Annotated in this window: 9 protein-coding genes and 1 pseudogene; 2 read left to right on the top strand and 8 right to left on the bottom strand. The window is 67.1% G+C overall.

The genetic code is table 11. The annotated features are described in order from the left end of the window. Position 1: 1 nt before the first annotated feature. A pseudogene (locus tag ACFYRX_RS02835) lies at positions 2-214 on the bottom strand (IS5/IS1182 family transposase); the annotation flags it as partial. A gap of 232 nt (positions 215-446) precedes the next feature. Here ACFYRX_RS02835 and ACFYRX_RS02840 point away from each other — a divergent pair. Together ACFYRX_RS02840 and ACFYRX_RS02845 are read left to right on the top strand one after the other, a co-directional pair. After that, on the top strand, positions 447-1,097 hold the full coding sequence (locus ACFYRX_RS02840; RefSeq protein ID WP_389095997.1) for a class I SAM-dependent methyltransferase: 651 nt from the start codon (positions 447-449) through the stop codon (positions 1,095-1,097). A 108-nt stretch (positions 1,098-1,205) separates the two neighbouring features. Beyond that, entirely contained in the window at positions 1,206-2,645 is a 1,440-nt protein-coding gene (locus ACFYRX_RS02845; RefSeq protein WP_389095999.1) for an ATP-binding protein, read from the top strand. Between the two features lie 579 nt (positions 2,646-3,224). Here the strand turns inward: ACFYRX_RS02845 and ACFYRX_RS02850 are convergent. The 7 genes from ACFYRX_RS02850 to ACFYRX_RS02880 all read right to left on the bottom strand — a co-directional run bounded on the left by ACFYRX_RS02850 (position 3,225) and on the right by ACFYRX_RS02880 (position 14,463). After that, complete coding sequence (locus ACFYRX_RS02850; RefSeq protein ID WP_389096001.1) at positions 3,225-3,908, bottom strand: hypothetical protein; 684 nt, start codon at positions 3,906-3,908, stop codon at positions 3,225-3,227. A 1,399-nt stretch (positions 3,909-5,307) separates the two neighbouring features. Next, positions 5,308-9,990 (bottom strand): putative T7SS-secreted protein, encoded by a 4,683-nt coding sequence (locus tag ACFYRX_RS02855; RefSeq protein ID WP_389096003.1) that lies wholly within the window; start codon positions 9,988-9,990, stop codon positions 5,308-5,310. Next, positions 9,990-10,607, bottom strand: a complete 618-nt coding sequence (locus ACFYRX_RS02860) for a hypothetical protein (RefSeq protein ID WP_389096005.1) — start codon at positions 10,605-10,607, stop codon at positions 9,990-9,992. Before ACFYRX_RS02860 ends, ACFYRX_RS02855 begins: the two co-directional genes overlap by 1 nt. Then, a complete protein-coding gene (locus ACFYRX_RS02865) occupies positions 10,604-11,002 on the bottom strand; it encodes an SseB family protein (RefSeq protein WP_389096007.1) in 399 nt (132 codons plus the stop codon). The genes ACFYRX_RS02860 and ACFYRX_RS02865 overlap by 4 nt, the downstream gene beginning before the upstream one ends. Positions 11,003-11,078: 76 nt before the next feature. After that, entirely contained in the window at positions 11,079-12,143 is a 1,065-nt protein-coding gene (locus tag ACFYRX_RS02870; RefSeq protein ID WP_389096912.1) for a hypothetical protein, read from the bottom strand. A 98-nt stretch (positions 12,144-12,241) separates the two neighbouring features. Further along, positions 12,242-13,183: an N-acetylneuraminate synthase family protein gene (locus ACFYRX_RS02875; protein ID WP_389096008.1), complete on the bottom strand. Its 942-nt coding sequence runs from the start codon at positions 13,181-13,183 to the stop codon at positions 12,242-12,244. Positions 13,184-13,197: 14 nt separating this feature from the next. Next, positions 13,198-14,463 (bottom strand): cytidylyltransferase domain-containing protein, encoded by a 1,266-nt coding sequence (locus tag ACFYRX_RS02880; RefSeq protein ID WP_389096010.1) that lies wholly within the window; start codon positions 14,461-14,463, stop codon positions 13,198-13,200. Between the last annotated feature and the right edge of the window lie 4 nt (positions 14,464-14,467).

Genomic DNA, 14,467 nt, shown 5'->3' on the forward strand with positions numbered 1-14,467 from the left:
GCTACCGGGCGGCGCGGCCTCCCAGACGCCGGACGCAAATGGGCTTCACCGCAATCGCGGTGACGCCCATGAAGTGCTCAGACTTGCGCTCGTGGCGCCGATGCAGCCGACGGCACCCCGTCAGCCACGACATCGTCCGTTCCACCACTCAGCGGTGCCGACCGAGGCGAGCCGAACTCTCGACGCCTCGGCGGGCAATTCGTGGGGTGATTCCACCGGAACAACTCCCACAACTCGTCCGGGTCCGGGTGCTCGACAAGCCGTTCCATGCGGAACCGATGCTCCAGCTGCGCCAAAGGAAACGGCGTCCAAGGGTCCTGAATTCACCGCACTCGGACGTCGCCAACTCCCGTCGGTAGACCGGCCGGTGGCCACCAAGGGAACTCCGCGAGGCGCACCGACCCGCTCCGCACGGTGAGCCCAGCGACCCGGCTAGGGTGCAGCGGGTGAACGTCGACTTCATACAGGCCACCCGAACCTCGTACGACACGATCGCCGATGCCTACACCGAGCAGTTCTCGGACTGGTCCGGCATCCCGCTGCTGGACAGAGTCCAGATCAACGGCTTCGCGGAGCTGGTGAAGGAGCAGGGCGCGGGCCCTGTGGCCGACGTGGGCAGCGGTCCCGGCCACGTCACCGCCCAGCTCTCCGCGCTCGGACTCCAGGTCTTCGGCGTGGACGTCTCACCCAGGATGGTGGAACTGGCCCGCCGGGCCCACCCCGGCCTGCGCTTCCACGTGGGTTCGATGACGTCACTTGACCTGCCGGCCGAGACCCTGAACGGAATCACGGCCCTCTACTCGATCATCCACGTCCCCGACGAGCACCTCCCGAGGGCGTTCGCCGAGTTCCACCGCGTCCTGAAGCCGGGCGCCCACGCCTTGATCGGCTTCCAGTACGAGCCCGGCGGCGGCCACATGCACCTCGATGAACGCTTCGGCCACAAGATCTCCCTCGACTACCACTGGCGCACCCCGGACGAGGTAGCGGAACACCTCACGGAGGCGGGCCTTCAGGTGATCGTCCGGGTACTGCGGGAGCCGCTGGACGAGGAGAAGCTGTCCCGGGCCTACCTCGTGGCAAGGAAACCGGCGTAGGAGAGGGTCGCCCCGCCTCGTCACCGCTCGACCTGATAGGTAGCGAGGACTGAAGTAAGATTCAATCTACGTAAGAATGGATCTACCTTAGTCGCCGGAGGTCATCTCATGGAGTTCCATGGTCGGGCCGCAGATCTCGGACTCTTGGCTGAACAGCTCACCTCGGTGACAGAAGGCAGTGGAGCCACGCGGGGGCGGGCGGTGGTCATGACTGGTCGGCGCCGAGTGGGGAAGTCGCGGCTGGTCCAGGAATTCTGCGACCGCTCGGGAGTGCCGTACGTGGTGTTCCAGGCCACCCGCGGACGCAACCCCGCGACGGAACGTGCCGAATTCGCCACGGCTCTGGCTCAGTCCCCGCTGCCGGAGGCGGAGCTGGTCGCCGGCCTCCAGGCGCAGGACTGGAATCAGGCCCTGCGCTCGCTGGCGCTCGCGGTCGCCGATGACTCTCCCAGCATCGCGGTGATCGACGAGGTCCCCTGGCTGGTCGAACAGGATCAGGAGTTCGAGGGCGCACTCCAGACAGTCTGGGACCGTCATCTGTCTTCCAAGCCGGTGTTGCTCCTGCTCGTCGGCAGCGATGTGTCGGTGATGGAGGCGTTGCAGTCGTACGGACGTCCGTTCTTCGGCCGGGCGGCGAAGATGACCGTCCAGCCCCTGAACCTGGCCGACGTCCAGGCCATGACCCAGCTGAAGGCGGCTGACGCCGTGGACGCCCATCTGATCACTGGGGGGTTTCCGGAGATCGTGCAATCGTGGCGTCCGGGAACGAGTCGTGTCGACTTCCTCCGGACCTCCGTCGCCAACCCCCTCTCCCCCTTGCTGGTGGCCGGCGAGCTGTCTCTCTTGGGCGAGTTCCCCGAAGCGTCGCAGTCACGGGCGGTACTGGAAGCCGTCGGCAGTGGTGAGCGGACGTTCAGCGCGATCGCCGCACAGGCCGGGAGTGGCGGAGCGCTGCCGTCCGGCACGCTTTCCCCGCTGCTGACCACCCTGCAGGCCAAGCGGGTTCTGGCGGCTGATCTCCCCCTGTCCGTCAAACCGGACAGCAAGAACAAGCGTTATCGGATCGCCGACCCGTACCTGCGGTTCTGGCTGGCGTTCCTGCAGCGGGCGATTCCGCTCATCGAGCGTGGGCGTGGTGACGTGGCGCTGGAACGCATCGAGCGATCCTGGTCCACCTGGCGCGGTCGTGCGGTCGAGCCACTGATCCGCGAATCCTTGCAGCGCCTGCTTCCCGACATTGAGTGGCCCGAGACCGAGGCCATCGGCGGCTGGTGGAACCGTCAGAACAACCCCGAGATCGACCTCATCGGCGCAGACCGTGAGCCGGTGGCCCGGCAGGTGCACTTCGTCGGATCGGTCAAATGGCTCGAGAGCCAGCCGTTCGGCCGTCATGAGTACGACGCTCTCGTCCGGGACATGCTGGCCGTCCCCGGCACCGATCCCGACACCGCACGTGTCGTGGTCTCACGCTGCGGGGTGACCGAGGGCCTGCCGCTGACCGCACATTGGGGGCCCGAGGATCTCGTACGGGCATGGCAGCCCCGGTAGCCCGCCGCCTGCGGGCAGCATCGGTACGTGCAGAGTTACCGAAGGAATATAAATCCGAGAATTTTCCGAGTAGCTTGCTCGACGAACCTCAGCGCCACGCGTGAAAGATAGGCACACCAGAGGATGCCTCAGAGAACGGCATCCCATTCTCCCAGGAGAAAACGTAGCGAGAATTCGCGGAGTCGTACTCCACATCGATGCCGACAGGTGACAAATTGAACTCCTGTCGAAGCCACCCCTCCATGGCGAAAGCTGCCACTTCGGGGACATAGTCGCTTGTCGGGAACGTAAGGTCACCCACTCTGATTATGAGACCCTGTGGGTGCAACGTGTTCAGGACGTCCGAGTGCACTGATATTCCGTACATGATCCAGGCAGCGTCACGCCAATGTATTGGGGAGTGCGGAAGCTCCAGCCAGACCTTTCTATGGATCTGCACGGCGCTCACGGGAGCGCTTCCAGAAATAGTGATCTCCGCAGTAATATCCGCAGCCAGTCCACCGATGGGGCTGCGCTTTCTGAATCGAAACGCCTTCACGGAATTACCTCGTCAGATCAAAATACTTCAAGTGGTCTTCACTAGTCAGCCGTTGAACCGCGGAACATGTCCCAAAGCTCGCGAATGGCGGCATGGAGTTCCCCATCCGGCAAGTCGCCAGCCTCTCTGAGATCCGGATCGGAAGTATAATCCTCTAGGATCATGAAAACACGGTCGAACAGATCAGAAAGAGGCGCTTTGAGGCGTTCGCCGTTTGCTTGGGAAATACGGCGAGCATCCCACCAATCGTGCGCGAAATCCGACGAGGACCGCGTGCCGTTTACGAATTCATTCAACAGTGCCAGTTGTCTCGCTGTCTCACTGTCAGGGGCGGCGTCATCATGAAGGGACCACGCTGTGTGCCGGGGTGGGTAAGCCCGAGCCACCGTCATCAGAGTGGGGTACCGGGACGACAGGGCGCGGGCATAGCGTTCGAATCGCACACGTGCTGCATCGACACCCTCGCCGACGGCATTGGCCATGAATCGGGTGCTTCCCGCGACGGCGGCATAACCACCCTCTCGAAATAGCACGGCACCTTGCCTGTCAGGCGTGTAGATGACCGACGGCGGGCGGATTCCTTGCTGCCCGGAGTCGATGGGGAACTGCTGCAAGGCGCCGCCGGGGGCGATGTTGGGAGCTGCTGCGAGACTCTCACAGAAGACAACTGTTGCACCGACAGCTCGGCAGCCGGACGCGATGCGCCGAGTCAGCGCGGCATCCATGTGCGACCCCGCCGGTACGGGGGCGACCGATTTTCCCTGCAGCCACACCACGGAGAATTCCCCGCGTGTATTGACCACGGACTCGGGGCCGTGAGGCTGATTGCGTCCCGGCTGCATCACCAGAGAAATCCTTTGTCGATAATATCTACGAATTGCCGGTCCGACGGTTTCCAAGCAGACCAGAATTTTCCATCGGCAAACCATTCGCGAACCGGCTACGGCTGAACCGGGTATGGGAAGGCGAAGCACATGAAATAAGGGTCCATTTGAACACACAACCGGACTCCGATAAGGAAAACTGGCCACCCACACGGGGCCAGGAAGAAACACGTACGGTGGATCCATATTGGACTAATCGCAACGACCCTCGCGGATACAGCGGTTGGCTCCTACGCAAGCCCATTCACTCTCATGCGGGACGCCTACCTGCATTGCGACGACGGAACCGACGACATGTTGCAAATGGCCTTGCACTGGACGAGTGCGGCCTCAGCTTGGCGGTCACGAGCTACGTGGCTCTACCCGACGGAGAGGCAATCTCGGCAGCCCGTCTACTCCTACGGCTATGGAACACAGGAGGCAAGTTCGCTGCTGTCCACAGGCACGCGGTGCGAGCGGCTCTGCTTTCCTTCACCCCGGAGGCAACAGAGTTCACCAAAGGCTATCTGACTGCCGTTATACGCCAATGAAAGTTGGCCAACCGTCCCGTGCTGCAGGATTGGTTGAATCGGGCTTTCGATGCGATCAACACAAGGGCGCCCTACGAATCGCGTAGTTCCCTCCTTGAGGAGCCGCCCTACCCGCCCGACAGCGATATATAGCCGCCCCACGGCACGAGACCCCAGCCTCGATCGTTCATGAATGAGATCACTTGGCCGGCTCTCACGGGGTAGGTGCCGAGGATGTACTGCGAATCATAAATGCGGTGATGGACCCATCGTCAGCCAAGTGCACTTGAGCATCTCCGCACTCAAGTATGCGAGATGTGCGATCTTCAGAGAAAGACAGAAGCACGGCATCCTCTCGCTTACACAACGTCACTCTTTCGCTGGACGCCAAGACTCCCGACGTGAATTCTGAATAATCAGGATTTTCGGCGACTCCCCACGCGGAGCAGTCGAAAACAGGGATCCCCGGTTCAGGATCCGGTAGCAAGCCTGAGATTACGTCACCTACCGATCCGGAAGGTTCGTCAATGACGATCAACTCCCGCAGAGCTCCGGAATGCGGGTCCACCTTGATCTCCAGCTCTGCACCCGTGTCGCTACTGATCCTCCAGTACAGGGGCTGCTCACTGCCACCCACCCCCCAAGTCACAGTGAGAGGAATATAGGGGTCACTCACAATCTCTACTGTGGCGCACCCCGTCACGCCGATGACTCTGATCACGTAAGTTGCCTTATCCTTTATAGAGTGCGTGCACCAAAGCTGGCAGCGGGTCTTCCGGTCGCTTGTTGAACTTCAGCTCCCAGTCGGCCACCTCAATCATCTTACCCAACGGGATTCCGTCTTTCGTAGCTGCAATCACTGCCTGTTGCAGGCTACCGAGTTGGGCCTGGTTGATCAGGGCTATCTGACCCGGGGAAGCCATCGCAGATATCCTCCCCTGTACATATTCATTCATATGTTTCGTTGCATTCCCATGAACCCATACACGCTGCTCTCCAGCCTGCATTTCGAATGACTTCGGAAGCTCGGTCCCCGGATAGTTGGGCTGTGTCGGTTTAATTTCATCCCAGATCTTCTCTGAGCCGCAGCCAGGCGCCAGACCCAGGACGTCGACCCAGGTTTGTGGATTGTTGACGTACGTCGCCGGGTTCGGCGCCGGCGTCAAGCCCAATGGATCGGGGGTGGTGTACCGCGCGGTCTCGGGGTCGTAATAACGGAAGTAGTTGTAATGCAGGCCGGTTTCGGGGTCGTAGTACTGGCCCGGGAAGCGGAGGGGGGTGTAGGTGGTGCTGTCTGTTGACCAGGCTGTGGTGCCCCAGAGGGTGCTGCGGGTGCGCCAGGCTACGTCGCCCTGTTCGTCGACCAGTTCGGTGGGCGTGCCCACCAGGTCGGTGATGATTGCGAAGAAGCGGGAGTCTATTTCGGCCTGGGAGGCGTCGGCCGCGGTGATGCGTTCCGTCTGGGCGATCGGGTGCAGGCCCTGGTGGTCCCAGGTCAGCGTCACCGGGTTGGGGAGGGACGGGGACGTCGTGGTCTGTTCGCAGAGGGTCGTGCCGTCCCAGGTGAAGTCCACCTGTTCCAGGACTGATTCGCCGTCCGGGGCCAGGCGTTGTTTGGCGATACGGCGGCCCAGGGCGTCGTATCGGTAGCGCCAGGTCGTACCGTCCGGGGTCCTCACCGACGTGAGGCGGTCTTCCGCGTCCCACTCGTAGCGCCAGGTGTCCGGCTTGCGGGACAGGCGGGTTTTCTGGCGGAGGGTTACGCGGCCCGCTTCGTCGTGTTCGTAGCGGATGGCGCCGGCGCGGGTGATGCGGGTGCCCGTGTAGGTGCGGGGGCCCTGTGCTTCCTGGCCCGGGTGCGTGGAGGGCCAGCTTGCTGACGTCTGGTTGCCCGCCTCGTCGTAGGCGTACGTCTCCGACCAGTTCGGCGCGTGGACCGCTGTGACCCTGCCCGTCTGGTCCAGGTCGAAGGTGCGGGTGCCGTTCAGGTCGTCGGTGATCGCGGTGAGGTTGCCGTCGGCCCGGTAGGTGTACGCACGGTGGTGGAGGCGTTGGGTGCTGGGGCCCGTGAGGTCCTGTTTCGTCAGGCGGCCCACGGGGTCGTAGGCGCTGGTGAGGGTGAGGGCCTCGCCGACCGCGCGGGTCAGTTCGCGGCCCGCCGCGTCGTGGGTGAATGTCAGGGTGCGGCCTGACGTGGTCAGCTCTGTGCGGTTGCCTGCCGTGTCGTGGGTCCAGGCGCTGTTCGCGCCGGTGGGAGTGGTGCGGCTCGCGCGGCGGCCGAGTGCGTCGTACGTGTACGTCATCTCGCGGTCGTTGACCGTCTCCGACAGTACGCGGCCAGCCTGGTCGCGGTGCAGGGTCAGGGTCGCGTCCGAGGACGCTGCTTGCGTCAGGGCGCCTGTCAGGTCGTACGCGTACGTCGTGGTCGTGCCCGGCGCGTCCTTGCGGATCACTTGGCCCAGGACGTCGCGTTCGAAGTGGATCCTCTGACCGGTCGCGGTGGTGCGGGCTGTCAGTTGGCCTGCCGGGTCGTGTTCGTACGACACCCTGCGGTTGTCGAAGTCCGTCTCCGCGATCAGGCGGCCCGTCGCGTCGTAGTCGTAACTCCAGGTCAGGCCCTGGGGGTTGGTGACCTGGGTTAGGTGGAGTTCCGTGTCGTGGGTGAACTCGTAGCGCACTCCGTCCGGGCCCGTGCGGGCCGACATCAGGTCGAAGTGGGTGTACTCGTAGCGGGAGACCGCGCCCAACGCGTCCGTGTGGGTGGTGCAGTTGCCCTCGCCGTCGTACGTCCAGGACTCCGTTGTGCCATCGGCCGCCGTACGGCGGGACAGGCGGCCCTCCACCGTCCAGGACAGGTGTGTGACCGCGCCGAGTGGGTCGGTGATCGTCACCGGGCGGCCGAAGGGGTCGCGGTCGTAGCGGGTCACCGCGCCCAGGGGGTCCGTGATCTCCAGCGGCAGGCCCGCCTCGTTGGAGTGGACCCTCGTCGTCGCGCCCGTCGCGTCCGTGAGCGAAGTCAGGTGGCCACGGTCGTCGTAGGTGAAGCGGGTCGTCACGCCGGACGCGTCGGTCACCGATGTGCGGTTGCCGAACTCATCGTATTCCTGGGTGACTTGGGGGCCACTGGGGCCGGTCACGGTGACCGGCAGGCCGGCTGCGTTGTACGCGACGCTCGTGTAGTGGCCGTCCGGGCGGACCGCCAGCACCAGGTGGCCTGCCTCGTCGTACACGTAACTCACCGTGCGGCCCAGGGGGTCGGTGACGCTGAGCGGACGGTCGTGGGCGTCGTGGGTGGTGCGGATCGTCGTCCCGTCGGGGGCGGTTTCCGCGACCACTTGCAGGTCGGCGTTGATCTCGTAACGGGTGCTGTGTCCCAGGGAGTTGACCGCTGTGATGGTCCGGCCACCGGTCTGCGGGTCGATCTCGCCGTAGTCGTACGTGTTGTGCAGGTGGCCGGCCTCGCCGCCCTGGGAGGTGCAGCGGTTCTCGGTGTCGTAGGTGTAGTGGTACGACGAGTCGTTCGTGTCCGTCCATGCCGTGATCCGGCCGAGCGTGTCGTTGGTGAAGCGGGTGGGCAGGCCCGAGGAGTTCGTCACGGACGCCAGGTGGCGCTGGTCGTCGTAGGCGAAGCGGACCAGTTCGATGTCGTCGGCCAGTCGCAGCGCCGTGATACGGCCGCCCTCGGTGGAGATCCTCACGTGGTAGCCGGCCGAGTGGACGATCCCGGTGGGGGCGCCGTCGTCGTCGTACTCGAAGGTGAGCCACTGGCTGCCCGAGCGGTCGATGACCTGGGACAGCAGGGCGATGCCGTCGCCGCCCGGGCCCGCGAAGTCCCAGAGGCGCCCCGACTCCGGGTCGGTGACCGTGTAGTCGCCCCGGTCGTCCACCGTCAGCGGCCAGGGGGCGCCTGCCGACGGCAGCACCGGGACGCCCGGCGCGGGGTGCGGGTAGGCCAGCAGGGAGCCGTCCTCGCGGACGAAGATGACGCCCTCCGCGTCGATCTCCAGGCGCTGGTCGGCCGTCGAGGTCCAGCGGGGGCCGAACCAGCGGCCTGCCTCGTACGACGACTCGAACTGGCGGGAGAAGACCAACGGGAGGCGGGCGGGGAGGGTCACGTCCATCTGCGGCAGGGACATGCGGCCCGTGGCCATGTCGATCGGGTCGCCGCCGAACACCCTGCATTTCAGCTCGCGGGCGAAGTTCTTCAGCGAGCTGGTCACGCCCCTGCGTCCCGCCTGCGTCGCCGCGCCCTTGCCGACGCCTCTCAGCGCGTCCCGCAGGCCTGCCCGGCCGAGCCCGCCCGCGCCCTTCCCCCCGACCAGGTTCGAGATGAAGTACCCGCCCGCGTCGCCCGGGTCGCTCGACCAGCCCGTGCCCAGGAGCGACATCGGCAGGCGTTCCGGGTGGGCCGCCGTGCCGACCAGGCCTGCCAGCAACATGCTGGAGTTCTTCGACCAGTCGCCGGGGTGGGTGAGGTTGTAGGGGTCGAGCGGGTTGACCGTGCGGGCCAGTTTCAGCATGTCCGTGCCGCCGCGCAGGAAGCCGCCCAGGACGTGGACCGAGTTGAGCTGGGTGCCGACGAACAGGTCCGCCGCGTCGGCGCCCATGCGGTCGGTGAAGTCCGGCTTCTTCGGCGCCGATTCCAACGCGGCAGCTATCTTGCGGCGAGCGTCATCTGCCGTATCGGTGCGCTGGCGACGCGCTGCGGACAGGGTTTCCTGCGCCTCCTCGCGACCCGCAGTGCCCGGGTCGACGAACTCGCCGGGCCTGGTCGGCTTCACACCCGGGTCGCCGCCCGCCTCGGCGGTCGCGTTGTACCGCTCGGCCGCCTGGTTGTACGCCGTCGCCTTCGCGTCGTAGGCCTCCGCCGCCCGCCGGGAGGCGTCCTGCGCGCTGCGGTAGGTGTCGATCGCCAACTGCGCCTGCCGCTGCGCCCAGCTCACCATGTCCGCGTACGCCTCCAGCGCAGCCGCCGCGGCCGTGCACGCGTCCGCCGCCGTCAGCCACTGCTTGGGCTGTACGTCGAACTTGGCGCGGAAGGCGTCCGCCGCCTGGCCGCGCCACTCGCCCGGGTCCAGCGAGCGCATGCCCTGGCCGACGTTCTCGAAGGCGGTCGCGAACTTCCGCAGATGGCCCGCACGGGCCCGCAGCGCCCCCTCGCTGCCGTGGATCAGTTCCCTCGGGTCCTCGGTCTGGCCCAGCTCGCGTTCGGAAACCGTGCCGCCCAGGCGGTTGTTCACGCTCTCGCCGAAGTCACGGACCTTTTCGGCGGCGCCTTCCGCGCCCACGTCCGACAGCAGTCCCGCCGTCTTGTCCGTGCCCCAGTTGACCACCTCGCCGACGCCCTTGTTCAGGCTGTCGGAAGCGCTCTCCAGGCCGTCGCCGAAGTCGTCGACCAGGTCCCCGAAGCCCATCAGCCCTCACCCTGCTCATCGGCGGAGGGAGGCCCGCTCCACTGCCACTCGGTGTCCGAACCGAACAGCCCCGTCGGGTCGAGCATCGCGTCCGGTGTCACCGTCGACGTCTCCAGGTCCTCCGCCGCCTGCGACCAGGCCGCCTTCACCTCGTCCTGGCCCGATGTGAAGGACTCCGCGCTGTAGTCCGCGTTCGCCACCTGCGAGACCGGGTTGTCCTTCAACGTCTCCGACCAGGAACGGTTCTTCACCTCGTCCGGGGAGAGGTAGGGGTTGCCGGTGCCCGTCGTCCACACCGTCTTCAGGGTGTTGGAGACGTACTGCTCCTGCTCGTGGTAGATCCCCGCCGACAATCCCAAGCGGCCCGCGAACTCGTTCGCGTCCTGCATCAGCGAGCGCACACCCCAGCCCCAGCGGTCGCAGAAGTCCGCGAACACCTGCTGGAGGGCGTCGTCTCCCGCCTCAAGACCCGTCATCGCCAGATCACCGAAGCCGCGGCCCAGGTTCGCCTCGATGTCGAAGCCGAACTCCTTCAACTCCGCCATCGCCTGGTTGATACCGCGGGTGATCCGCTGCATCGCCTCCGGATCGACCTGATAGCCGTCAGCCCCGCTCATGCCGCCGACTCCTTCGAGTCGACGTCCACGGCCACCGCGTCCGGCACGATCCCCGCAACCGGCGGCAGGACGAAGCCAGTTGGACTCCCCGCGTCCACCGCGATGCCCACCGGCCCGTCGATCGCCGGGATCACCTGGTCCAGCAGTCGCGCACCGAACACCGGCACCCACCCAGGGGCGGCCTCACCCCGAGCGGCGGCGAACCCTTCCAGCGCCGCGACTTCCGTAAACGCGAACAACCAGCGGATACCGCCCGACTCCGCCGACAGCAAGGAGCCGTCCACCACCGGCACCAGCACCTCGCCGCGCCGGAACTCCCCCACCAGCGCCCGTGGATCACCCTGGCCTGAAGCCGCCAGCTCCGTCAGCCGGTCCCGCAACGCCTCGGCACTCACGTCAGCCGCCCCCGTCGTAGCCATCATCGAACGTCGCACAAGTGAACGACGATGCTAGACGATGACAGCTGAGCGCTCAGCCCGCCACGACCGCCGACAACCGGTGCACACCCCGCGCCGTCCCCGTGACCCCCGACAGGAACCCCTGCGCGCGCGGGGAGGCCGTCTCCGTCAGCCAGTCCGGGTCGATGTCGCAGACCGAGACGCGGACCTCCGTGCCGGCCAGGGCGAGGGGCAGGGTGTGGACGACCGTCGACGGGAAGCTGAGGATCGTACGGCCGATGGGGCCCCGGCGGGCGATCAGTTCCAGGGGGAGGTCGGGGCGGACGATCTCCAGGCCCGTCTCCACAGCCAGCCGGTGCAGCTTCTCCGTGGACTCGCGGCGGTGAGCGAAGTAGCGGGTCGTGCCGTGGGCCTTGGCGAGGCCCGTCACCGCCTCCAGATAGCGGTCGCCGTCCACGACTCCCGTCTCCACCAGCGAAGTGCCCACCATGTCGGCGCCCTTGGTGATGCGGGGCGGGCCGAAGCGGGAGCGGGTCCAGGCGAAGGCGTTGGACGAGACCGTCACCCCGGCCGGGGTCTCCTCCATCGGCATGGAGGAGAAGATCTCGACCCTCCGGCCCTCACTCGGCGTCAGTCGCTTGCGGGCCGCCGCCGAGACCGGGGCGAAGGCCAGGTCCCGGGGGCTGGGGCGGCCGCCCTTGCGGTGCCAGCGCACGAGGCGTTCGCCGCGGGCGAGTTGGGCGACGAACTCCATGGTGGCCGTGCCGTCGTCGACGACGACCAGGTCGGGGGCCTTGGTGATGGTGAGCAGCAGTTGTACGTAGCGGGAGAAGGGGTCGCCCAGGACGATCCGGTCCGCCTTGCGCAGGCTGCCCGCGAGGCCCCCGATGGTCTGGAAAGGCGCCGAGGGGCCGCCTCTCGCCTCTTCCCAGCGGACCTGGTGGCCCTCTTCGCGGGCGAGTTCCGCCATCCGGCGCAGCTGGCCGCGGGTCATGGGGTCGGTCGGGGACAGCACGACGAGGGTGAGCTCCGCGCCGGGCGCGTGGGCGTGCGCCCACTCCAGCACGTTCAGCAGCTGGACCGGGCTCTCGACGAAGGCGAGAGTGCGGTGGCCGGTGTTCCCGGCTCGGGGGCTCATCGACGTACGACCGTCCCGTCGTAAGGCGCTCATGAAGCGCGGGTGTTGAACACCGGGTCCCCGGAGCGGCAACCGCCGGGGACCCGGTATCTGGTGGGTCAGACCGAGACCGGCTCGCCCGCGGCGGCGGCGATCTCCGCCTCCGCGACGACGCCCGAGACGCGGCGCAGCTTCTTCATGGGGCCGAGCTCGGAGTCGTAGACCTTCTTGACGCCGTCGCCGAGGGAGGCCTCGATGGTGCGGATGTCCCTGACGAGCCTCTGAAGGCCCTGCGGCTCCACCGACGCGGCCTGGTCGGAGCCCCACATGGCGCGGTCCAGGGTGATGTGGCGCTCGACGAAGGTGGCGCCGAGGGCGACCGCCGCGAGGGTGGTCTGCAGGCCCGTCTCGTGGCCGGAGTAGCCGATCGGGACGTTCGGGTACTCGTCCTGGAGGGTGTTGATGACGCGCAGGTTGAGCTCCTCGGCCTTGGCCGGGTAGGTCGACGTGGCGTGGCAGAGCAGGATGTTCTCCGAGCCGAGGACCTCGACCGCGTGGCGGATCTGCTTCGGGGTGGACATGCCGGAGGACAGGATGATCGTGCGGCCCGTGGAGCGCAGGGCGCGCAGCAGCTCGTCGTCGGTGAGGGAGGCGGAGGCCACCTTGTGGGCGGGGACGTCGAACTTCTCGAGGAAGGCGACGGCCTCGGTGTCCCACGGGGAGGCGAACCAGGCGATGTTCCTGCTCTTGCAGTACTCGTCGATCTGGCGGTACTCGTCCTCGCCGAACTCCACGCGGTGGCGGTAGTCGATGTACGTCATCCGGCCCCAGGGGGTGTCGCGCTCGATGTCCCACTGGTCGCGCGGGGTGCAGATCTCGGGGGTGCGCTTCTGGAACTTCACGGCGTCGCAGCCGGCCTCGGCGGCCACGTCGATGAGCTTGAAGGCGTTCTCCAGCTCGCCGTTGTGGTTGATGCCGATCTCGCCGCAGATGTAGACGGGCTGACCGGGACCGGCGATGCGCTCGGTGCCGAAGGTGCGCAGGCGGGAGTTAACAGACATGGCGGGACCGTTCCTTACTTGTTGAGGGAGTCGAGAGAGGGGCCGAGGATCCAGCTGGCGATCTCTCGGATCGCGCCGTCGCCACCGGGGACGGTGGTGACCGCACGGGCGGCGCCGCGTACCACGTCGTGGGCGCTCGCGACCGCCACGGGCCAGCCCACGAGGGCGAAGCACGGGAGGTCGTTGACGTCGTTGCCGACGTAGAGCACGCGCTCGGGCGCGATGCCCTGCTCCTCGCACCACTGCTTCAGTGCGAGGTCCTTCCGGTCGATGCCGTGCAGGACCGGGATCTTGAGCTTCCGGGCCCGGGCGGCGACGACCGGGTTCTGCTCCGTGGAGAGGATCAGCATCTTCTGGCCGCTCTTGCGCAGGGCGGCGATGCCGAGGCCGTCCCCGCGGTGCACGGAGACGAACTCCTTTCCATCGGCGTCGATCAGCACCCGGTCGTCGGTCTGGGTGCCGTCGAAGTCCAGTACGACCGCGTCGACGTCGTCCGCCGTCGGCAGCGAGCCGGTGCGGCCCGCGTCGAACAGGGGGGCCAGCGCGCGGGCGCGGGCCAGGTCGTGCGGGTCGTCGATCTCCAGCACGCGCGCGGGGTCGGTGCGCACGAGTTCGGTGCGGCCGAAGAAGCGGTGCTGGTGCTTGCGGAAGCCCGCCGCGTCCATCGCGTAGGCGGCGCCGGTCTCCAGGAGGTCCTGGGGGCGGTCCTGGCGGCGGGGGCGGTAGGACTTGTCGTGGTTGACGCCGTAGCCGCCGCCGGCTTCGGCGTCCGCCTCCGCGACGGTGCCGGCCGCGGCCTCGTCGTCGGCGTCGCGCCAGACGAAGCCGTGGAAGGGGGCGACGGTGACGGCCGTGTCGGCGCCGTTCTCGGCGATCGCGGCGGCGACCCCGTCGATGTCCTCGCGGACGATGAAGGGGCTCGTGCACTGCACGAACACCACGACGTCGACGGCCGCGCCGTGCAGGGCCTCGTGGGCGTCCATGGCGTGCAGGACGGCGGCCTCCGAGGTCGCCGTGTCACCGGCGATGGCGGCGGGCCGCAGTACGACCTCGGCGCCGGCCTCGCGGGCGGCGGCGGCGATGGCCTGGTCGTCGGTGGAGACCACGACGTCCGTCACCAGCCGGGTGGCCAGGCACTCGCGCACCGCCCTCGCCACCAGCGGCACTCCCCCGACGGGGGCGAGGTTCTTCGCGGGCACGCCCTTGGAGCCGCCGCGCGCGGGGATCACCGCGAGGACCCGGCGCACGGTGGCGCGTTGGTCGGCTTGCGGGTGGGGCATGGGA

It is taken from the genome of Streptomyces sp. NPDC005374 (genome assembly GCF_042872225.1).
Classification (GTDB): Bacteria; Actinomycetota; Actinomycetes; order Streptomycetales; family Streptomycetaceae; genus Streptomyces.